Annotated in this window: 18 protein-coding genes and 2 tRNA genes; 11 read left to right on the forward strand and 9 right to left on the reverse strand. The window is 64.7% G+C overall.

What is annotated here, in order from left to right; all coding sequences use genetic code 11:
• Positions 1 to 340 precede the first annotated feature (340 nt).
• The 7 genes from IWX77_RS02425 to pknB all read left to right on the forward strand — a co-directional run bounded on the left by IWX77_RS02425 (position 341) and on the right by pknB (position 9,197).
• Positions 341 to 1,099, forward strand: a complete 759-nt coding sequence (locus IWX77_RS02425; protein ID WP_196842911.1) for an FhaA domain-containing protein — start codon at positions 341 to 343, stop codon at positions 1,097 to 1,099.
• Positions 1,096 to 1,656: an FHA domain-containing protein FhaB/FipA gene (locus IWX77_RS02430; RefSeq protein WP_196842912.1), complete on the forward strand. Its 561-nt coding sequence runs from the start codon at positions 1,096 to 1,098 to the stop codon at positions 1,654 to 1,656. Before IWX77_RS02425 ends, IWX77_RS02430 begins: the two co-directional genes overlap by 4 nt.
• A gap of 3 nt (positions 1,657 to 1,659) precedes the next feature.
• The gene (locus IWX77_RS02435; RefSeq protein WP_196842913.1) at positions 1,660 to 2,889 is read left to right on the forward strand and encodes a PP2C family protein-serine/threonine phosphatase; all 1,230 of its coding nucleotides are present in this window, start codon (positions 1,660 to 1,662) and stop codon (positions 2,887 to 2,889) included.
• A complete protein-coding gene (locus IWX77_RS02440; protein ID WP_442784428.1) occupies positions 2,882 to 4,273 on the forward strand; it encodes an FtsW/RodA/SpoVE family cell cycle protein in 1,392 nt (463 codons plus the stop codon). Before IWX77_RS02435 ends, IWX77_RS02440 begins: the two co-directional genes overlap by 8 nt.
• Positions 4,273 to 5,724, forward strand: coding sequence for a peptidoglycan D,D-transpeptidase FtsI family protein (locus tag IWX77_RS02445; protein ID WP_196842915.1), 1,452 nt, complete (start codon positions 4,273 to 4,275; stop codon positions 5,722 to 5,724). Before IWX77_RS02440 ends, IWX77_RS02445 begins: the two co-directional genes overlap by 1 nt.
• Positions 5,721 to 7,424, forward strand: coding sequence for a protein kinase domain-containing protein (locus IWX77_RS02450; protein ID WP_196842916.1), 1,704 nt, complete (start codon positions 5,721 to 5,723; stop codon positions 7,422 to 7,424). Before IWX77_RS02445 ends, IWX77_RS02450 begins: the two co-directional genes overlap by 4 nt.
• Positions 7,425 to 7,502: 78 nt before the next feature.
• The gene (gene pknB, locus IWX77_RS02455; RefSeq protein WP_196842917.1) at positions 7,503 to 9,197 is read left to right on the forward strand and encodes a Stk1 family PASTA domain-containing Ser/Thr kinase; all 1,695 of its coding nucleotides are present in this window, start codon (positions 7,503 to 7,505) and stop codon (positions 9,195 to 9,197) included.
• A 58-nt stretch (positions 9,198 to 9,255) separates the two neighbouring features.
• Here the strand turns inward: pknB and IWX77_RS02460 are convergent, their stop codons facing one another.
• The 3 genes from IWX77_RS02460 to IWX77_RS02470 are packed head-to-tail and all read right to left on the reverse strand — an operon-like array spanning position 9,256 to position 10,991.
• A complete protein-coding gene (locus tag IWX77_RS02460) occupies positions 9,256 to 9,894 on the reverse strand; it encodes an anthranilate synthase component II (protein WP_196842918.1) in 639 nt (212 codons plus the stop codon).
• Entirely contained in the window at positions 9,891 to 10,052 is a 162-nt protein-coding gene (locus IWX77_RS02465; RefSeq protein ID WP_196842919.1) for a hypothetical protein, read from the reverse strand. Before IWX77_RS02465 ends, IWX77_RS02460 begins: the two co-directional genes overlap by 4 nt.
• Positions 10,053 to 10,061: 9 nt before the next feature.
• Positions 10,062 to 10,991 carry a class E sortase gene (locus IWX77_RS02470; protein ID WP_297412984.1) on the reverse strand — a complete coding sequence of 310 codons (930 nt, stop codon included), beginning with the start codon at positions 10,989 to 10,991 and terminating at the stop codon, positions 10,062 to 10,064.
• A gap of 80 nt (positions 10,992 to 11,071) precedes the next feature.
• Between IWX77_RS02470 and IWX77_RS02475 the strand changes: the two genes are divergently transcribed.
• The 3 genes from IWX77_RS02475 (at position 11,072) to IWX77_RS02485 (ending at position 15,054) form a co-directional block, all read left to right on the forward strand.
• Positions 11,072 to 11,317 carry a cell division protein CrgA gene (locus tag IWX77_RS02475; RefSeq protein ID WP_092110640.1) on the forward strand — a complete coding sequence of 82 codons (246 nt, stop codon included), beginning with the start codon at positions 11,072 to 11,074 and terminating at the stop codon, positions 11,315 to 11,317.
• Between the two features lie 479 nt (positions 11,318 to 11,796).
• Positions 11,797 to 12,288, forward strand: a complete 492-nt coding sequence (locus IWX77_RS02480; RefSeq protein WP_297412983.1) for a universal stress protein — start codon at positions 11,797 to 11,799, stop codon at positions 12,286 to 12,288.
• A 9-nt stretch (positions 12,289 to 12,297) separates the two neighbouring features.
• Positions 12,298 to 15,054 carry a cation-translocating P-type ATPase gene (locus tag IWX77_RS02485; RefSeq protein ID WP_196842920.1) on the forward strand — a complete coding sequence of 919 codons (2,757 nt, stop codon included), beginning with the start codon at positions 12,298 to 12,300 and terminating at the stop codon, positions 15,052 to 15,054.
• A gap of 52 nt (positions 15,055 to 15,106) precedes the next feature.
• Here IWX77_RS02485 and IWX77_RS02490 read toward each other — a convergent pair whose 3' ends face one another.
• From IWX77_RS02490 to IWX77_RS02500, 3 genes are all read right to left on the reverse strand, one after another.
• Positions 15,107 to 16,141, reverse strand: coding sequence for a TerC family protein (locus IWX77_RS02490; protein ID WP_327012095.1), 1,035 nt, complete (start codon positions 16,139 to 16,141; stop codon positions 15,107 to 15,109).
• Between the two features lie 129 nt (positions 16,142 to 16,270).
• Positions 16,271 to 16,963 (reverse strand): rhomboid family intramembrane serine protease, encoded by a 693-nt coding sequence (locus IWX77_RS02495; protein ID WP_297412961.1) that lies wholly within the window; start codon positions 16,961 to 16,963, stop codon positions 16,271 to 16,273.
• A gap of 164 nt (positions 16,964 to 17,127) precedes the next feature.
• On the reverse strand, positions 17,128 to 17,667 hold the full coding sequence (locus IWX77_RS02500; RefSeq protein ID WP_196842922.1) for a peptidylprolyl isomerase: 540 nt from the start codon (positions 17,665 to 17,667) through the stop codon (positions 17,128 to 17,130).
• A 152-nt stretch (positions 17,668 to 17,819) separates the two neighbouring features.
• Here IWX77_RS02500 and IWX77_RS02505 point away from each other — a divergent pair, with 152 nt between their 5' ends.
• The gene (locus tag IWX77_RS02505; RefSeq protein WP_196842923.1) at positions 17,820 to 18,347 is read left to right on the forward strand and encodes a hypothetical protein; all 528 of its coding nucleotides are present in this window, start codon (positions 17,820 to 17,822) and stop codon (positions 18,345 to 18,347) included.
• Between the two features lie 200 nt (positions 18,348 to 18,547).
• Here IWX77_RS02505 and IWX77_RS02510 read toward each other — a convergent pair.
• The 3 genes from IWX77_RS02510 to IWX77_RS02520 form a co-directional block, all read right to left on the reverse strand.
• Positions 18,548 to 18,620: transfer RNA gene (locus IWX77_RS02510), tRNA-Ala, on the reverse strand.
• 72 nt (positions 18,621 to 18,692) lie between these two features.
• Positions 18,693 to 18,766 (reverse strand) — tRNA-Ile (locus IWX77_RS02515).
• 149 nt (positions 18,767 to 18,915) lie between these two features.
• Positions 18,916 to 19,320 carry a DUF3566 domain-containing protein gene (locus IWX77_RS02520; protein WP_196842924.1) on the reverse strand — a complete coding sequence of 135 codons (405 nt, stop codon included), beginning with the start codon at positions 19,318 to 19,320 and terminating at the stop codon, positions 18,916 to 18,918.
• Positions 19,321 to 19,326 lie beyond the last annotated feature (6 nt).

A 19,326-nucleotide genomic window follows, 5' to 3' on the forward strand; every position in this document is an offset into this window, starting at 1 on the left:
GAATGCTAACACTGTGAGGGGGGTCAGCGCCATTCGACGAGGCGTCGGGCGGCCGGGCGGGCCGTATCCGGCGTGAGCGCGCCCGCTACCGGTGGCCGCGCCACCTATAACTGGCGCGTTCACCGGTAGTTGGCGCGCCGACAGCGGATGCCGCCCTCGGCCGGCGCGCGGGCAGTACTCATCCCAAAAAAGTCCCGTGGAATGCCCATAATGGGCGCCGAATTCGGTCTTTGACCCTCCGCGGGTAGTATGACTGTTCGTGCCGTTTGCGCCCTCAATGTGGGTTGTCACCCGAGACAAGTAACATGCTCATAGCCAAACGGACCGGATCGGGAGACCTGTGGGCATACTGGATAACTTTGAAAAGGGATTGGAGCGCGCCGTCAACGGAGCGTTCGCCAAGACCTTTCGATCAGGCTTGCAGCCGGTGGAAATCACCTCCGCGCTGCGTCGTGAGCTTGACACTAAGGCCGCTGTAGTAGCGCGGGATCGCATACTCGCGCCCAATCGCTTCACCGTGCGCATGTCCCACACCGACTACGTTCGCATGAGCGCGCTCGGCATCACCCTCATCGACGAGCTCACCGCCCTGGTGCAAAAACACGGCACCGAGCAGCGTTACCAGTTCACCGGCGGCATCACGATCACACTGAAAGACGACCGCAGCCTCAGTGAGGGCATGGTGCAGATCGACTCCAGCTCGGTCACAGGCGCCGTCGCCTGGACTCCGGTGCTCGACATCAACGGCACCCGGCACAAGCTCGTCAAGGCCCGCACCGTGATTGGTCGCGGCTCCGACGCCGACATCACCGTTGACGACACCGGCACCTCGCGCCGCCACGTTGAAATTCTCTGGGACGGCGCCCGCGCCCAGGTGCGCGACCTCGGCTCGACCAACGGCTCGCAGCTCAACGGCGCCCCGGTCACCCAGGCCATCCTCGAGCCAGACTCGGTTGTCACCATCGGCCGCACCCGCATCGTGTTCCACGTGCTCGCCCAGGCCTCACAGGACTCCCGCGCGGCCCCGCGTGCCGCGGCGCCGGTCGACCCGGCCACCGAACGCCACGACATGGGCGGATTCTGGGGGCCCAACGCATGAACGTCAGCGAATTGACCCTGCTGGTGCTGCGCATTGGCTTTCTCCTCCTGCTCTGGATGTTCATCTTCGGTATCGTCTACGCCCTGCGCAGCGACCTGTTCGGCCAACGCGTGCGCAAGATGAAAGCGGATGCCGCCGCCGCGCCCCTCCCCGCCGCCGCGTTCGCGGCCGCCCCGGCTCCCATCCCGGCGGCGGCCGCCGAGGCCTTCACGGCGCCGGTCGCGCGCGCCAGCCCGGCCGCCCACGCTGGAATGGCTACGAGCCAGAACACCACCCGCCTGGTCATCACGAGCGGCCCGAAGGCCGGCACCGAGTTTCCGCTCAGCACTGAAACCATCACGATCGGACGCTCGAGCGATTCCAGCCTGGTCATCCGCGATGATTACACCTCCACGCACCACGCTCGCCTCATGCTCTGGAACGACGAGTGGATGCTGCAGGACCTGGATTCCACCAACGGCACCTTTTTGGCCGGCTCCCGCGTCACCGTGCCGACGAAAATCCCCCTGAACGCCACCGTGAAGATCGGCGCCACCAGCTTCGAGCTTCGGCGGTAGGTGATGGCGACGGTCAGTCACAGCGCAGCCGCGTCTCACGTCGGCAAGATTCGCTCCAACAATCAGGACTCCGGTTACGCCGGGCGCACCCTGTTTGTCGTCGCCGACGGCATGGGCGGCCACGCCGGCGGCGACGTCGCGTCGTCGATCGCGACGAAACGCATCATCGAGGCCGACAAGCCCTATGCGAGCGCCCAGGACGCCGAATTCGCCCTGCAGGCCGCTCTCATCGGCGCCAACGCCCAGTTGGCCGAGACGGTGTTCGAACACGCCGAACTGACCGGCATGGGCACGACCGTCAGCGCCCTCGTCGTACTCGAGAACGAGGTCGCGATCGCCCATATCGGCGACTCGCGCATCTACCTGCTCCGCGACAGCGAACTCTCCCAGATCACCATCGACCACACCTTCGTGCAGCGTCTGGTCGACAGCGGGCGCATCACCGAGGCCGAAGCCATGGTGCACCCGCGCCGCTCGGTGCTCATGCGCGTGCTCGGCGACGTCGAGGCGAGCCCCGAAATCGACACCTCCATTCTGGCCACGATCGCCGGCGACCGCTGGTTGCTCTGCTCCGACGGTCTCACCGGCGTCGTCTCGCACACCGCCATGGCCTCCGCCCTCGCGAGCGGTGCGAGTGCGCAGGACGTCGCCGATCTGCTGGTCAAGGAAAGCCTCGACGGCGGCGCCCCCGACAACGTCACCGTGGTCATCGTTGACATCGGCGAAAATATCGCCCGCACCGACAGCCCGGTCATCGTTGGTTCCGCCGCGAATCCGCTCGCCTTCGGTGAGGAACCCGGCCGCAACCGCGCCCTGCGCATCCCGGCCCTGCGCCTGCACCCGGTGCGTGAAACCCACTTCGAGCCCGATTCCCAGGATTACCTCTCCGAACTGATCGAGGAGGATGCCCGCCGCGCGCGCCGCCGCAAGGCCACCTGGCTGGTCGGTGTCATTCTGCTGGTGCTGAGCATCGTCTCGACCACGATCCTGGGCTACCAGTGGACCCAGACCCGCTACTTCGTGGGTGTCGACGGTTCCACCGTCGCCATCTACCAGGGCGTTCAGCAGGACATCGGCCCGATCAAACTCTCCAGCGTCTACGAAGACACCGATCTCAACCTCTCTGATCTGCGCGTCTACGACCGCCAGCAGGTGGAACAGACGATCAGCGCCGGCTCCCTCGCAGACGCCATGGCTATTCTCGAGCGACTGAAGGGTGCGATCGTTGAGTAGGGCATCCGCTCAGAAGGCACGCCAGTCGCCGGCCACCGAGCCGGTGCGTCGCCTGCACCTGCCGCAGAAACTGCGTAACCTCGAACTGTTCCTGCTGCTGATCGCCTGCTTCATCAACGCGAGCGCGGTCGTACTCGTGCAACTGGGCGCCCTCGGCGAACTCGACCCGACCCTCGTGCTGCTCGGCACTGGGCTGTCGGTTCTGGTGATCAGCCTGCACGTCGTGCTGCGGTTCGTCGCCCGAGACGCCGACCCGTTCATTTTGCCCATCGCCACCGTACTCAACGGCGTCGGCATCGCCATGATCTACCGCATCGATATCGCAGACCAGCAGGGCGGGTGGGACAGCGCCGCCGTGCGCCAAACAGTGTGGAGCGCCCTGGCCATTTTCAGCGCCATCGTCGTGCTCGTGGTCATCCGTAACCACCGCGTGCTGTTTCGCTACACCTACATCGCCGGCCTCGTCGGTGTGATTTTGCTCTTTCTACCGCTCGTTCCCGGCCTGGGCCGGGAGATCAGCGGCGCCCGGGTCTGGATCGGGGTGGGTAGTTTCGGTACCTTCCAGCCCGGTGAGATCGCCAAAATCGCCCTCGCCGTGTTCTTCGCCGGCTACCTCGTGCGCAACCGCGACAGTCTCTCCATGGTCGGTAAGAAGTTCCTCGGCGCGCGCTTCCCCCGCTTTCGCGACCTGGGCCCGATCCTCGTGGTCTGGGCCCTGTCAATGTCGGTCATCATCTTTCAGCGCGACCTCGGCACCGCCCTGCTCTACTTCGGCCTGTTCCTGGTCATGCTCTACCTCGCCACCGGCCGCCTCAGCTGGGTCATCATGGGCATGGGCCTGTTCCTCGGCGGCGCCCTGCTGGCCAGCCAGACCCTCGACTACGTCAACGGCCGTTTCACCAACTGGCTCGACGCATTGAATCCGGATGTCTACGAAGCGCGCGGAGGCAGCTTCCAGTTGGTGCAGGGCCTGTTCGGGCTGGCCAAGGGCGGTCTGCTCGGCACCGGCTGGGGCCAGGGACGCCCGGAACTCACCCCGGTTCCGCAGAGCGACTACATCATCGCGAGCCTTGGCGAGGAGCTCGGGCTCGCCGGCATCTTCGCCATCCTGGCCCTGTACTTGTTGTTCGTGGCCCGCGGCTTCCGCATCGGCTTCGCCGGCCAGGATGACTTCGGCAAGCTCCTCGCCGTCGGCCTCGCCTTCGTCGTAGCCCTGCAGTGTTTCATCGTCATCGGCGGCGTCACCCGGGTCATCCCCCTCACCGGCCTGACCACCCCGTTCCTGGCCGCCGGCGGTTCCTCGCTCGTGGCCAACTGGATCATCGCGGCCCTGCTGCTGCGGCTCTCCGACACCGTGCGCAATCAACCCAGGCTGGTGGTCTAGTGAACCGCGAACTCAAGCGCGTCAGCATCGTCGTGATGCTGATGTTCGTCGCCCTGCTCAGCTCCACCTCGATCGTGCAGGCATTCCAGGCCGACAACCTGTCGGCCGACCCGCGCAACACCCGCACGCTGTTCGACAGCTACCAGGTCGAGCGTGGAGCCATCCTCGTCGCCGGCGAGCCGATCGCGCAGTCGATGCCGGCCGACGACGACTTCAAGTTTCTGCGCACCTACACCAACCCCGATCTCTATGCGCCGATCACCGGGTACTTCCCGAACAATGGTGAACCGACCGGCCTTGAATTCGCCCTCAATGCCGAGCTCACGGGCAACTCCAACTCGCAGTTCTTCGACAAGATCAGCGCCCTCGTCACCGGTCAGGACCCGAAGGGTGCCGCCGTCGAGGTGACCATCGACCCGGTCGCCCAGCAGGCCGCCTGGGATGCCCTCGGCGACTTCACCGGATCGGTGGTTGTCACCGAGCCGGCGACCGGGCGCATCCTGGCCATGGTGTCCAAGCCGAGCTTCAACCCGAATCTGCTCACGGTACACAACAACGCCGAGGTCACCGCGAGCTACGACGGCCTCCTGGCCGACCAGAACGACCCGTTGATCAACCGGGCGCTTAATGCGCTCAACCCTCCCGGATCGGTGTTCAAGCTCGTCGTCACCACGGCGGCACTCGAGTCGGGCAAGTACACCCCGGAGAGCTCTTTTCCCAACGTGGCCGTCTACACGGCACCCGGCACGACCAGCCAAATCGAAAACTCCAGCCGAGGAACCTGCGGCGCCGGCGAAACGGTCACCCTCGCCACCGCACTGCGACTGTCCTGCAACATCCCGTTCGCTGAACTCGGCGTCGAACTCGGCGACACGGCCATTCGGGAAACCGCCGAGAAATTCGGCTTCAACAGTAACTACGGCATTCCGATAAACGTCACCAAGAGCACGTACCCGCGCGGGCTCGACGATCCGCAGACCGCACAGTCGGCGTTCGGCCAGTTCGACGTTCGGGTGACTCCCCTGCAGATGGCCATGGTCAGCGGTGCCATCGCCAACGGCGGCGTCGTCATGGCGCCCAACCTGGTGCAGGAGATTCTCGCACCCAACCTCAGCGCCATCGAAACCTTCAAACCGGTCGAACTCGGGCGAGTGATGAGCGCGGAAACAGCCGCGACACTCACCGGGATGATGATCAACGGCGTTCAGGATGGCGCGGCAAGCAATGCAAGAATAGACGGGGTTGACGTGGCGGGAAAAACCGGCACGGCGCAGAACGGGTCAACCGATCCATTCACTTTGTGGTTCACCGGTTTCGCACCGGCGAACGATCCGCAGTATGCCATTACCGTTCTCGTGGAGAACGGCGGGGGAATGGGACAAACCGGGTTCGGCAACCTTCTTGCCGCACCTGTCGCACAGAAAGTACTAGAGGCGGTGCTGAACAAATGAGACCCACAGCAGGGCTCACCTTCGGGGGACGATACGAGCTGCAGTCGCGCATTGCGATTGGCGGCATGGGCGAGGTGTGGAAGTCCACCGACCTCGTCATCGGACGAAGCGTCGCCATCAAAATTTTGAAGGACGAGTACCTCGGCGACCCCGGCTTTCTCGAGCGTTTCCGCGCCGAAGCCCGTCATGCCGCACTCGTCAACCACGAGGGCATCGCGAATGTTTTCGACTACGGCGAAGAAGACGGCAGCGCCTTCCTGGTCATGGAACTCGTTCCCGGCGAAGCCCTGTCGACCATTCTCGAGCGCGAGCACGTGCTGCCGACCGACAAGGTGCTCGACATTGTCGCGCAGACCTCAGCCGCGCTGCACGCCGCCCACGCCGCCGGTCTCGTGCACCGCGACATCAAGCCCGGCAACCTGCTGATCACGCCCGAGGGCCGGGTCAAGATCACGGACTTCGGTATCGCCCGCATCGCCGACCAGGTGCCGCTCACCGCGACCGGCCAGGTCATGGGCACCGTGCAATACCTCTCGCCCGAACAGGCCAGCGGCCATCCGGCGTCACCGACCACCGACATCTATTCCATCGGCATCGTCGCGTACGAGTCCCTCGCCGGCCGCCGTCCGTTCACGGGCGAGTCGCAGGTCGCCATCGCGATGGCGCAGATCAACGAGATCGCGCCCGACCTGCCGGTGACCGTGTCTGAGCCGGTGCGCAACCTGGTCTTCGCCTGCCTGGCCAAGAACCCGGCCGACCGGCCGGCGTCGGCAGCCCACCTGGCGCGCGCGGCATCCGCCCTGCGTCGCGGTGACGTGGCCGCCGCTGCCGTGGCCGTGCCGTCGGTTCTGGGGGGTCTCACGGCCACCAGCGCCACCATGCTCATGCCCGGTGCGGGCTCTGACCAGGCCACGACCATCCTCCCGGCCACCGGCGCCCCGATCACACGGGCATCCGCTGCTGAGCGGGAGAGGGAGAAACGCAGCAAGTGGACCTGGCCGCTCATCGTGCTCGTCGCCCTGCTCGTGATCGGACTGACCGGCACGCTCATCGCCCTATTCGCCCGGAATAACGACACCCCGGCACCGGTACAGACCTCGGCGACCCCGTCGGCCACGCCGACTCCATCACCAACTTCAACGCCAACGCCAAGCCCGACACCGTCACCGACCCCCACCAACGCGTCAGTCAACCCCGCCGACTTCACCGGACGGCCCAGTGCCGAGGCGGCCGCAAAGCTCGTCGAGATGGGCTTTGTCTCTGACATTGTCACGGGCAATGCGGCCGAGACCAGCGACAACGTCGACAAGGTCTACCGGGTCAACCCCACCGGCCCGGTTCCGGCCGGTGCGACGGTGACCCTCACCGTTTATGGACCGGTTGCGACGCCGAGTACGCCAACGTCGGCGCCGACCGCGACGCCGGCCACGGTGGCTGAAGACGGCACGGTCACCGTTTCCTGGAGCGCGCAAACGTGTCCCACAGGCCAGACGCTGTCCGGCTACAAGGTCGTTGCGGAGGGTGGCGGCGCAACCGTGGCCGCCGATGGCCTCACCTCGGCGGCCGTCCTGAAGACGACCGTCACGGCCGGGAACGCTGACTTCACGGTGAAGTTCAGCTACTTCTGCGGCCAGGTCACCTCGGATTTCTCACCGTCGTCGGACACCGTCGTGGTTACGCCTGCCGCCGTTGTCGGGTAGCTCAACAATGCCGTGCGGTAATGTAGCTCTCACTGTGTCCAACCCGAACACGGTGTCTGATTGTGGGGGAGTGCGTTCGTGCCTGACTCTGGCCGTTTGATCGCGGGTCGCTATCGCGTCGGTGCCCTGCTCGGCCGTGGCGGCATGTCCGACGTGCACATCGGCACCGATTCCCGGCTCGGCCGGACGGTAGCGATCAAACTGCTGAAGTCGACCCTCGCGGCCGACCCGGCGTTTCGTACCCGCTTCCGCCAGGAGGCGCAGGCCGCCGCGCGCATGGCCCACCCGACGATCGTGCGGGTGTTCGATGCCGGCGAAGAGACCGCCACCGACGAGGCCGGCCACGACTCGCAGATTCCGTTCATCGTCATGGAACACGTCGACGGCCGGCTACTCAAGGACATTATTCGCGAAGGCCCGATCGAGGCCGCCGAGGCCGTGCGCATCATCGACGGGGTTCTGACCGCCCTTGAATATTCACACCGGGCCGGCGTCGTACACCGCGACATCAAGCCCGGCAATATCATGATCACGAAGTCCGGCCAAGTGAAGGTGATGGACTTCGGCATCGCCCGTGCCATCTCCGACTCGGCCACGACCGTCGCCCAGACCACGGCAATTCTGGGCACAGCCGCCTATTTCTCCCCCGAGCAGGCCAAGGGCGAATCCGTCGATGCGCGCACCGACCTGTACTCGACCGGTGTCGTCCTGTTCGAAATGCTCACCGGGCGCCCGCCGTTTCGCGGCGACACGCCCGTCGCCGTTGCCTACCAGCATGTCAGCGAAACGCCGGTCAAGCCATCCGCGCTCAACCCCAAAGTGTCGCCGGCCCTCGACTCCGTCGTGCTGCACGCCCTGGCCAAGGATCGGTTTGCCCGGTACCAGAGCGCCGTCGAGTTTCGAAATGATGTCGAGACCGCCGGATCCGGCCAGATGCCCATCCACCGAGCCGGCGAAGAAGTCGGAGCCGGCCTATTCGGAGCTGCGCCCACGGCCATAACCGGGTCGGCCCTCGCGCTCAAACAGCTCTCCGAGGATCAGACGATGGTGCGCACGCAGCGGCGCCCCCCGGTGATCTGGGTCTGGGCCGGCATCGTCTGCGTCGTCGTCATCGTGGTGGCGGTCATGATCTGGGTCGCGAACCTGCAACCCTCGGTGGAACTGCCCGACAGCTCCCGCCAGGTGCCCGCGCTCACCGGCCAGACCTATGACGAGGCCCAAAACACGCTCCTCGACCTGGATCTCGCGGCCACGCGTGCCGAAGAGTCGAGCACAACCGTGCCGGCTGACCAGGTCATTCGCACCGACCCTCCGGCCGAGACCATCGTCAATCCCTCCGACGTGATCAAGGTCTTCGTGTCGACCGGTCCGGTGCCCGTCGTGGTTCCCGATGTCACCAATCAGCCCATAGCGGATGCCCAGGCCGCGATCGAAACGCTCGGTTTCGTTTCCGGGTCGGTCACTGCCGAGAACTCTCCGACCGTGGCGGTCGATGTCGTCATGCGCACCGATCCGGCGGCAGCAGCCTCCGAGTTCACCGGAGTCACCGTCAACTACGTGGTGTCGAGCGGTCTCGTCACCCTGGGGGACCTCACCGGCCAATCCCTTATCGCCGCGATCGACCTGGTCAGCAGTGAGAGCCTCGCGCCCGTTTCCAAGGCGGACTACACCTGCGCCCAGAAGTCCGGTTCCCCGATCAGGGCCCAGTCGCTCGCGCCCGGCGACGTGCCGCAGCGCTCCGAGATCACCCTCACCTACTGCGCCGGCTCCTAGCCTTCCGTTCCACTTTCCGGGCCCGATGCGTGGAACGTCGGACCTGCGCCCGGAGGTGTTAGGTGAGCCGCAGCAGAGGGTGCAAGGTCTTCGCGGTCTCCTGTGCACCCGTCAGGCCAGTCAGGGCCAGCCAGTTGCCGAGCATGCGGTAGCCGCCCTCGGTCAGCACCGACTCCGGGTGAAACTGCACACCGAGAATGGGAGCGGATGCGTGCCGCAGCCCCATGATGACGCCGCCCTGCGTGCGCGACGTCACGATGAGGTCAGTTGGAACGGTCGACGCGACGACGGCGAGTGAGTGATATCGGGTGGCCGTGAACGGTTGCGGTACACCGTCGTAGAAGTCGCTGCCATCGTGGGTGATGAGCGACGTCTTGCCGTGCATGAGTTCTTCGGCATTGGTCACCGTGGCCCCAAAGGCCTCAGCGATGGCCTGGTGCCCCAGGCACACGCCGAACAGGGGTAGGTGGCCGGCGAGTGCCGCCTCGACAACGGCAATGGAGACACCGGCATCTGACGGCTTGCCCGGACCCGGGGAGACCAGGACGCCGTCGTAGTCCGCGATGCGGGCGGGCGCATCCGTTTTTTCGAACGAGTCATTGCGCACGACGTCGGTGTCCGCGCCGAGTTCCATCAGGTACCCGTTGAGGGTGTAGACAAAGCTGTCGTAGTTGTCGATAACGAGAATACGGGTCACGGGCCGCTGACCGTCGCTTCCTGGCTGTTGAGAATGCCATCGATCCACGGGTAGACCCAGCTGGCCAGTACGGCGAGTACGGCCGCCATCAGGATCAGCACGAGAATGATGCGCACCCAGATGGGTCCGGGGAGAACACGCCAGAGTGCTGCGTACATGGGAGCCTCCTAGCCCTGGGCTGCGATGATCGGTGCGAGCTCGGCGGGAGCGCCGGCCGCGAGTGGCTGCCACGATTCGAGTACACCGTAGGCGATGATGCGTTCCGCGGTGGAATAGAGCGGGTTGCAACTGGTCAGGGTGATGATGCGGTCGACCGCGGTTCCGTCTGGATTGTTCGGAACGGATGCCACCACCTGCACCTGCGACGGCGCCACATACTCGGTGTCGCGGTACCGGTAGGTGTAGTAGCCGTCGGCGGTTTGCACGTAGATGGCGTCGCCGAGCTGAAGTTCGTTGATCAGGTGCATACCCCCGCCGAACGCGCTGCGGTGGGCGGCGACGGCGAAGTTTCCGATCTCGCCGGGCATCTGGGTTCCAGAATAGTGCCCGATGCCGAGACGATTACTGTTCAGCACGTCATGGCCGGTGCCCTCGGCGATACTGCGATGGTAGTCGGCACCGAAACGGGGAACATACAACACGGCGAAGGCCGTGGCATTGGCGGGAACGACACCGACAACGGGCACACCGTAGTCGACGGGTGCCGGTGCGGCGCTCGGTTCGGTCTGATCAACGGTCGGCAAGGGTTCGGGCGACGACGTGTCCTGGGTGATCCGGTCTTGGCTGATCCAGTCTTGGCTGATCTGGCTCGCCGCACTGGATTGCGAGTTGGCCATGATCATGTCATTCCACCAGACCTGCCAGCCCAGAAAGAGCAACACGAGAGCACCCGCGGTAATCAGCAGTTCGCCCAGCACGCCGACGATGGTGACCTTGCCCGATTTCGCCCGGCGTGGGCGCTTGGAACCCACTCCGGTTGCCACAGGGTCTGCGAGCACAGCCTCGTTGGCAGCCGCGTCATTCAACGCCGCCTCCGCACTATCGTGCACGGACCCATAGGGCACCGGCACTGTGGGGTCGTCTGCCTGTGGACACATAGTCCGAGTCTACTGACCTGAGTGGCCGCCAGCCCCCGCGTAAAATCCACTAAAACAAGCGGAGACGCTAAGATCGCAGCATGGCACGTAAGAATCCCCGCACCCGGCCCGCCCGCACCGAAGTTGCCCGCTCGAACGAGGACACGCCCAACGCCGTCTGGTTCAAGCCGGTCATGTTCGGTTTCATGCTGCTCGGCCTGGCCTGGATCATCGTGTTCTACGTCAGTGGCAGCCAGTTGCCGATCGCCGGTCTTGGCGCCATGAACATTCTGGTCGGGTTCGGAATCGCCTTCATCGGCTTTCTGATGACCACGCGCTGGCGCTGAAACCGCGACCCCAAACTGGCACGAACGGGCCATCCAGAGATCATCGAGCCGTTACCGCCCGGTAACCAGCAGGCACTAACACGGGTAATGACACGGGTGTAATTATCCCCATGTGGATAGACCTGTGGATAACTCTTCCCGCTGGTCACTCACGCTGGTGGGTGCGAGCGCGCTGCATGTTGTTCCTCCACAGGTTGTGTGCGTGGCGTGCGTTATAAACTGGTTGTCTCCGGTCTCGATTGGGTTACTACACACAATCTGATGCCACGGAGGTTCACGTCTCGCGGTGCTCATTCCAACGCCTCTGACCCTCGCTTTCGGGCCGGTTAAGCTGGCCCAGTGCGTCATGGCTGGCGGCTGGAGGTAAACCCGCACCGCCGATCTCGCCCCAGACATTGCACACATGAACTGGAGTTCACTAATCTGGGGAGTGTTCTGCTCGTACCGCCACACTCGTCATCCAACTCGGAGAGTCAGTCGTGAGCACCGAAGGCACCACACCAACGGGTACCGTGGAGGCCCCAGCGCCTGCAGGCAGCATCGTGGTCGGCCACGACGGCTCGTCCGATGCGGACTACGCGCTCACCACAGCGCTCGGGCTAGCCGATCAGCTGCATATACCGGTGGTTGTCGTGCGAGCCTGGTCGATCGACACCGCCCCCAGGCCGGCGAACTGGGAGTTCGGCTACGTCTCGTCCTTCGCAGAATACTCGGATGCGGTTCGGGCCGCGCTGATCGAGGACACCGCTCTGTCGGGGCGTGCCTTCCCGACGGTGAGCGTCGACTACCGCGCCGTGCATTCCGGGCCCGCCCGGAGCCTGATCGAGGTCTCGCGGGAGGCGCGCATGCTCGTGGTGGGTTCCCGCGGTCGCGGCAGCCTGGCCGGCCTGCTGCTCGGCTCGGTCAGCGACCAGTGCGCCCGGCTCGCGGTCTGCCCGGTGCTCGTGACGCGCCGGCGACCGGGGCGCTGACCTGAACGGATGCCCACCCACCCACAGCCAACGCCAGCCACCGAGCACGCCGCCTGGCACACTCTGTCGGTCGCTGAAACCACGGCGGCGCAGGGCGTAGACTCCCGGACCGGGCTCGCGGCATCCGCCGTCGCTGACCGCAGGAGGCTCCACGGACCGAATCTGCTGGTCGAGCCAAACCGAGTGCCGACCTGGCGCAAGATCGCGCACCTTCTCACCGAGAAGATGACGATCGTGCTGCTGGTGGCCGCGATCGTGAGCGCCGTCGTCTCCCGGGAGCTGGAGACACCGATCGTGATCCTGGCCGTGATCATCCTGAACACCGTCCTGAACTATGTGCAGGAGCGGCGGGCTGAAAGCAGCCTGCAGGCGCTGCAGACGCTGTCGGAAGGCAAGGCCGTCGTGCGCCGCGACGGCACCGAGCTTGAGGTGCAGCGTTCCGACCTGGTGCCGGGTGACATCGTGCTCCTCGACGCCGGGGACTCCGTTCCGGCCGACGGCCGCCTCATCGACACTGCCGGCCTGCAGGTGGCCGAGGCGACCCTGACCGGGGAATCCGAGCCGGTGGGCAAGACGACACCGGCGCTGGATGATTCCGGATTGCCGCTCGCCGACCGCAACAACATGCTCTTCATGAACACCATGGTCACCCGTGGCCGGGCGACCATGGTGGTCACCGCCACCGGCATGGGCACGGCGGTCGGCGGCATCGCGGCCCTGCTGAGCGAGGTGAAGAACAACAAAACGCCGTTGCAGCGGAGGATCGACCAGCTGGCCCAGGTGCTCACCATCGCGGCGCTGGTCGTGGTCGCGATCGTTTTCGTACTGGGCCTCGTCCGCGGGGAGTCCTGGACCGAGCTCCTGATCACAGCCGTCTCGCTGGCCGTTGCGACCATCCCGGAGGGCCTCACCGCGGTCGTCGCGTTCACCCTGGCGATGGGCGCCTCGAGGCTGGCCGCCCAGGGCGCCATCATCAAGCAGCTCTCGGCGGTGGAAACGCTCGGCAGCGTCAGCCACATCGCCACCGACAAGACCGGCACGCTGACCATGAACGAGATGACGGCCCGCCGGTTGCACACCCATGGCCGAGATTTTCGCATCACCGGCGAGGGCTACTCCACCGATGGCAGGATCCTCACCGGCGACGACCGTGGGATGCCCGACCTCACCGAGGCGTTCCTGACCATGGCCCTGTGCAACGACGCCGTACTGAACGACGGCGTGCTGGTGGGTGATCCCACCGAAGGGGCACTGGCAGTGCTAGCCGAGAAGGGCGGCATCGACGTCGCCGGCGCGAGGCGGGCCCACCCACGAGTGGCCGAGGTCCCCTTCGATTCCGAGTACAAATTCATGGCCACGTTCCACCGGATGGCGGCGCCAACGTCCGGCGCGCGCCCGCCCGAACTGCGCTGCTTCGCCAAGGGCGCACCGGGCGCTCTGATGCCCCTGACCGACTCGGTGCTGGGCATCGACGGCATCCGCCTGCTGGACGACACGCTGCGGCAACGGATCCACGATGCGGTTCAGGAGCTCGCCGGCGACGGCCTTCGCACGATCATGATCGCCGGACGTTCCCTTGACCCCGGCAGCGTTCCCGACGAGGGCTCCGGTCGGTCGCTGGTCACTGGCCTGACCCTCTACGCCATCGTCGGAATTGTCGACCCACCCAGGGTCGAGGCGGCCGCGGCCATCGCGGTGGCGCTCGGCGCCGGCATCCGCGTGCACATGATCACAGGAGACCATCTCGTGACCGCCTCGGCCATCGCCCGCAATCTGGGCCTGCCCGGAGAGTCCGCTGCCGGTCCCACACTGGACGACCTCGACGACCACGATCTCGCTGCCCGCGCCGCCGACTACGGGGTTCTCGCCCGGGTCACCCCGGCCCACAAGATCCGGGTGGTCAGGGCCTTGCAGTCGGGCGGCAATGTCGTGGCCATGACCGGCGACGGCGTGAACGACGCACCGGCCCTGAAGCAGGCCGACATCGGCATCGCCATGGGCATCACGGGCACGGACGTCTCAAAAGGCGCCGCCAACATGATCCTCACCGACGACAACTTCGCAACGATTGTCGCCGCGGTGAGGGAGGGACGCGGCATCTATGCCAACATCCTGAAGTTTGTCAGGTTTCAGCTGACCACGGCGTGGGGGTTCGTGATCATCTTCCTGGTCGCGGGCATCACCGGGTGGGCCGCCGGTGCACCGTTCACGGCTCTGCAGATTCTCTGGGTCAACATCATCATGGACGGACCGCCCGCGCTGGCACTCGGTGTGGACCCGGCCGAACCCGGAACGATGAGCCGCCCGCCGCGCCCGCCGGACGAGCGGCTGCTCACCCGGGAACGACTGCTCCGGATTCTGGGGCTCGGCCTCATTATGGCCGCGGGAACGCTGACCGTGCTGGTCCAGGCACCGTCGCTCTTCCCGGACAGCGCCAGCCACCCGGACTTCGCCACCACCCTCGCGTTCACCACCTTCGTCTTCTACCAGGTGTTCAATCTGCTCAATGTGCGTTCGGATACGCATTCCGTCTTCTCGCCCCAGACCTTCACAAACCGCAGCATCTGGGTGGCCCTCGTTGCCGTGATCATCCTGCAGATTCTCGTGGTGCAGATCGACGTGTTACAAGGACTCTTCGACACCACGTCACTGTCGGCGACCCAATGGGGCCTGGCCGTGCTGGTCGGGTCGTCGGTGCTCTGGGTCGAGGAGATTCGGAAGGCCATCGTCCGGGCGGCTGGGCGTCGCCACGGCGCCGGCTGGTGAGGTTGGACGTTCCACAGCCACAGTCGCGCTTCTTCCCGGTCGTATGGGAAGCTCATTCGTTCCGGCTGGGGTCCGATGAGCTGGAACGGGTTGGTGGGGACTCGGGCGGAGTCTTTGCCGTCAGCGAGCCGGCGTGCGCGCGTGCGGTGGGGTCCAGCCGGGTCTTGATCAGGCTGGCGATCGTGGTCACGGTCAGCACGATTGCGATCACGATGAGGCTGAGGTTGGTACTGATCTCCGGCACGCGGTCATCAAGGCCGTGACCCCAATGCAGAACCAGTTTCGCGCCGATGAAGGCGAGGATGAGCGCCAGACCCGTGGACAGGTACACCAGTCTGTCCAGGAGCCCCTTGACGAGGAAGTAGAGCGCCCGCAGCCCCAGGAGAGCGAAGGCGTTGGCGGTGAAGACAATGTACGGTTCGTCGGTGATTCCAAAGATTGCCGGGATCGAGTCCAGTGCGAACAAAAGGTCGGTGCTGCCAATGGCCAGCAGCACGATGAACAGTGGTGTCACAGCGCGGCGCCCGCCGATGCGCGTGAACAGTCGCCCGCCGACGTAGTCCGGAGTCACCGTGAGAGCGCGGCGCGCCACCCGAACCAGCCGGTTGTCCTGAACGTTCGGGTCGACGTTGCGGTGCCGAAAGAGTTGCACGGCCGTCACGACGAGGATCAGTCCGAAGATCAGGAACATGAACGAGAACAGCTGGAGCAGGGCTGCTCCCACAGCGATGAAGACCGCCCGAAAGACCAGGGCGAGTGCGATACCGAAGATGAGAACCTTCTGCTGGTAGATCGCGGGAACGGCGAAGGTCGACATGATGATGACGAAGACGAAGAGGTTGTCGATGGACAGGCTTTTCTCGACGAGGTAGCCCGCGAAATACTGAGCACCGAGTTCGGTGCCGACCTGGGCCATGAACACCAGACCAAAGGCCACGGCCACGGCAATATATAGAACAGAGGACACCGCGGCTTCGCGAAATTTCACGGCGTGGGGCCGAGCGGCGGCGAGCCCGAGGTCCAGGGCGAGCAGACCAAGAATCAGTCCAATGGTCAGCGTCCAGCGCAGCACACTGACATCCAGCACGAGCGTCCCTCCCCTGTCTCCCGTAGCTTCCTCACCGGAACCGAGGCGATGAGCTGATTGGAACTTCGTATGACTCTCTGTTGGGAAGTCTAGATGGTGTTCCCACACAGGTTGGGAGCGTGGCGTGCGTTAGCTGACGAAGAAACGGGTGAAGCTCAGGAGCACCAGCACCGCCGCGAAGGCGCCGATCAGGCCGAGCTGTAATGACTTCTGCCGAATGCGTCGCGTTTGCACATAGATCAGACCGAGCACGGCGCCGCCGATGATTCCGCCGACGTGCGCCTGCCAGGCAATATTGAGCCCCGGGATGAAACCGATCACGAGGTTGATGCCCACCAGCACAAGCAGTTGCGTGGCATTCCCGCCGAGACGACGCTGAATCACGAGGAACGCGCCCATCAGGCCGAAGATGGCACCGGATGCCCCCACCACCGGGGTGAAGGGATCCGCAAGAAATAGCACCCCCAGTGAACCCGCCAGTCCGCTCAATACATACAGCGCCAGGTAACGCCCGCGCCCCAGCAGCTGTTCGAGGAGTTGGCCGAAGATCCACAGCGTGTACATATTCAGGAGAACATGAAAGATGGAACCGTGCACGAGCGCGGTCGATAGCATGCGCCACGGCTCAAAACTGCCCGGCTGGGAGTAGACACCGGCGTACAACAGCAGCTTCGTGATCTGGTTGGAGAAAACAAATTGCAGCAGGTACACGACCAGGGTTATTCCAATAATGGAATACGTCACCGTGGGCTGCCCACTGCCGGTCAGCCGGGTGAGAATCGCCGGTTTGGTGCGAGGCGCGTTCTTGCGCTGCTCACGCATACATTCGGGGCAGATGACCCCGACCGCGGCCTGGGTCTGGCACTCGGTGCAGATAGTGCGTGCACAACGCTGACACAGAATGAAACTCTGCCGCCCCGGATGGCGGTAACAATAATTCGCCGCCGAGGTCGGCAGATCACTCATTCTCTGTGGAGGGGTACGGGTTAGACGGGCTCGACGGAAACGCTGTGAATGATGACGTCCTCGAGGGGACGGTCGCGGCCATCGGTGGCGACCGTGGCGAGCTTGGCAACGATCGCGCGGCTGTCGTCGTCTTCAACGGCACCGAAGATGGTGTGCTTGCCCTGGAGCCAGGTGGTCGGCACAACGGTGATGAAGAACTGCGAACCGTTCGTGCCGTGGCCGCCCTGGATTCCCGCGTTCGCCATGGCGAGCACGTAGGGCTGGGTGAAGTCGAGGTCAGGGCTGATTTCGTCATCGAACTGATAGCCGGGGCCACCGGTGCCCTGGCCGAGCGGGTCGCCGGCCTGAATCATGAAGTCTTTGATGATGCGGTGAAAGACGGTGCCGTCGTAGAGCGGCGTGGTGGAGGCAACGCCCGTGGCGGGGTGCTTCCACTCGAGTTCGCCGGTAGCGAGGCCGACGAAGTTCTTGACCGTCTTCGGCGCGTGATTGCCGAAAAGATTGACCTTGATCGGTCCGAGGGTGGTGTTCAGGGTGGCGACAGCGGTGTGCTTAGACATAATCCGATTCTTGCACAGCAATCTCCACCGAATCTGATTGCGGAGCCACGCTCCCAGTGCATTCGCTGGCAACACGGCGATGTAGTGGCAAGATGGGGACTCAGTGGCAAGATAGATACACATTCGCCACACGACATCGATGGAGGGTCCAGATGAGCCTGTCACGCAAGCGCCGCAAGGAACTCACTCGGCTGCGCAAAAGCGCAGACGAACTATGGAGCCACCAACAAGAAGTATTGGAGCGAGCGAACATTCTCGCTCGCCAAGCAAGTCACCAGGCCGGCATACTCGCCCGCGAGGAAGTGGCTCCGCGCGTGCGCGAGGGCTATGACCACTACGTTCGCGCGAGCGTGAATGCCACACAGGAAGCCGCCGACGGTGTGCGCCGCCGCGTCGTCAACGACGTACTCCCCGGCATCGGTGCCGCCATCGGCACGGTCATGTCCGTCGGCGACGTTGCCCGCGACGCCCGTGTGCGAGCCGCACTGGGTCGCATCCGCTTGCAGAAGCCCGTTGTGGTCGAGCCCAAGGGCGCGGGAGCGGGAACCTACTTCGCCCTCGGCCTCGCCGTGGTCGCCGCTGCAGGCGTCGCCTACGCCGTCTGGCAGACGTTTCGCGCCGACGACGAACTCTGGGTCGCCGACGACGAGGTCGAATCGGCCACGCCGCAGGAAGACTAGGGCACCAACGCCCACCAGCGCGTGGCAGGGCCCGCATCCGATGGATGCGGGCCCTGCCACGTTAACGGAGGCTCGGTTCGACACCGGCCGATTGGCGCTGCACACAACGCCATATCAGCGGATGCCGCTCCCGCCACGCGTCACCTGCGCGCGGGTATACAAAAAAGGCCCGTCCAACAACGGGCCTGGTACATGAAGTGTGGAGCCACGGGGAATCGAACCCCGGACCTCCTGCTTGCAAAGCAGGCGCTCTACCAATTGAGCTATGGCCCCGATTTCTCAGGCCGATCCCTGAGGCCGACTTCTCAGCGCGAACGCTGAGATCGGAATGAAGCTGGTGCTGCGTGGGGATACCGGGATTTGAACCTGGGACCTCTTCATTATCAGTGAAGCGCTCTAACCAACTGAGCTATATCCCCCTCGTGGGCAGATTGAAGACTACCGGAATCTGGCCGGAACCTGAAATCGAGTCGCCCTCCGGTGGTGAAGATACTCGCATTCAGGCTGGGAGAGCTGTTTCCCGGGAGAAACAGCCCTCGATCGAGCACAGAGAACACCGGTTCTTCGGTTAGTCGTTGGTGAACCCGACAAGCAGGCCGCCGGTGATTTTGACGCTCAAGTTGTACAGCACGGCGTAAATGGCGCCGAGGGCGGTGATCACAACCATGTTCAGCACGGCCACAACGACCGCGAATCCCATGACGTTGCCGATGGAGAGAATGGTGGCCAGGTTGGCCGATTCACCCGCCACCGTGGCATACAGATCCTCGACCTTGGTCAGCACCTCGGTCTGCACGAGCACCGTGTAGGTGAGAAAGGTCGCCACGATCGTGACGATGGCGAGGCACACCGCCACCAGAAAAGACAATTTCACGCTCGACCAGAAGTCGACGTAGACCAGTTTGAGACGAACCTGCTTGCTCGCAGTTTTGCGAGTGGACTTCTTGGCGAGCTTTTCGGCAACGCTAGTCATTCGGTG

Origin of the sequence: Cryobacterium sp. CAN_C2, from assembly GCF_015751745.1 — a bacterium.
Classification (GTDB): Bacteria; Actinomycetota; Actinomycetes; order Actinomycetales; family Microbacteriaceae; genus Cryobacterium.

Coding starts and splice junctions, on each gene's coding strand:
- IWX77_RS02430 (WP_196842912.1), top strand. CDS start 1,096: ATGAACGTCAGCGAATTGACCCTGCTGGTGCTGCGCATTGGCTTTCTC.
- IWX77_RS02435 (WP_196842913.1), top strand. CDS start 1,660: ATGGCGACGGTCAGTCACAGCGCAGCCGCGTCTCACGTCGGCAAGATT.
- IWX77_RS02450 (WP_196842916.1), top strand. CDS start 5,721: ATGAGACCCACAGCAGGGCTCACCTTCGGGGGACGATACGAGCTGCAG.
- IWX77_RS02465 (WP_196842919.1), bottom strand. CDS start 10,052: ATGTACGCAGCACTCTGGCGTGTTCTCCCCGGACCCATCTGGGTGCGC.
- IWX77_RS02470 (WP_297412984.1), bottom strand. CDS start 10,991: ATGTGTCCACAGGCAGACGACCCCACAGTGCCGGTGCCCTATGGGTCC.
- IWX77_RS02475 (WP_092110640.1), top strand. CDS start 11,072: ATGGCACGTAAGAATCCCCGCACCCGGCCCGCCCGCACCGAAGTTGCC.
- IWX77_RS02485 (WP_196842920.1), top strand. CDS start 12,298: ATGCCCACCCACCCACAGCCAACGCCAGCCACCGAGCACGCCGCCTGG.
- IWX77_RS02495 (WP_297412961.1), bottom strand. CDS start 16,963: ATGCGTGAGCAGCGCAAGAACGCGCCTCGCACCAAACCGGCGATTCTC.
- IWX77_RS02500 (WP_196842922.1), bottom strand. CDS start 17,667: ATGTCTAAGCACACCGCTGTCGCCACCCTGAACACCACCCTCGGACCG.
- IWX77_RS02505 (WP_196842923.1), top strand. CDS start 17,820: ATGAGCCTGTCACGCAAGCGCCGCAAGGAACTCACTCGGCTGCGCAAA.
- IWX77_RS02520 (WP_196842924.1), bottom strand. CDS start 19,320: ATGACTAGCGTTGCCGAAAAGCTCGCCAAGAAGTCCACTCGCAAAACT.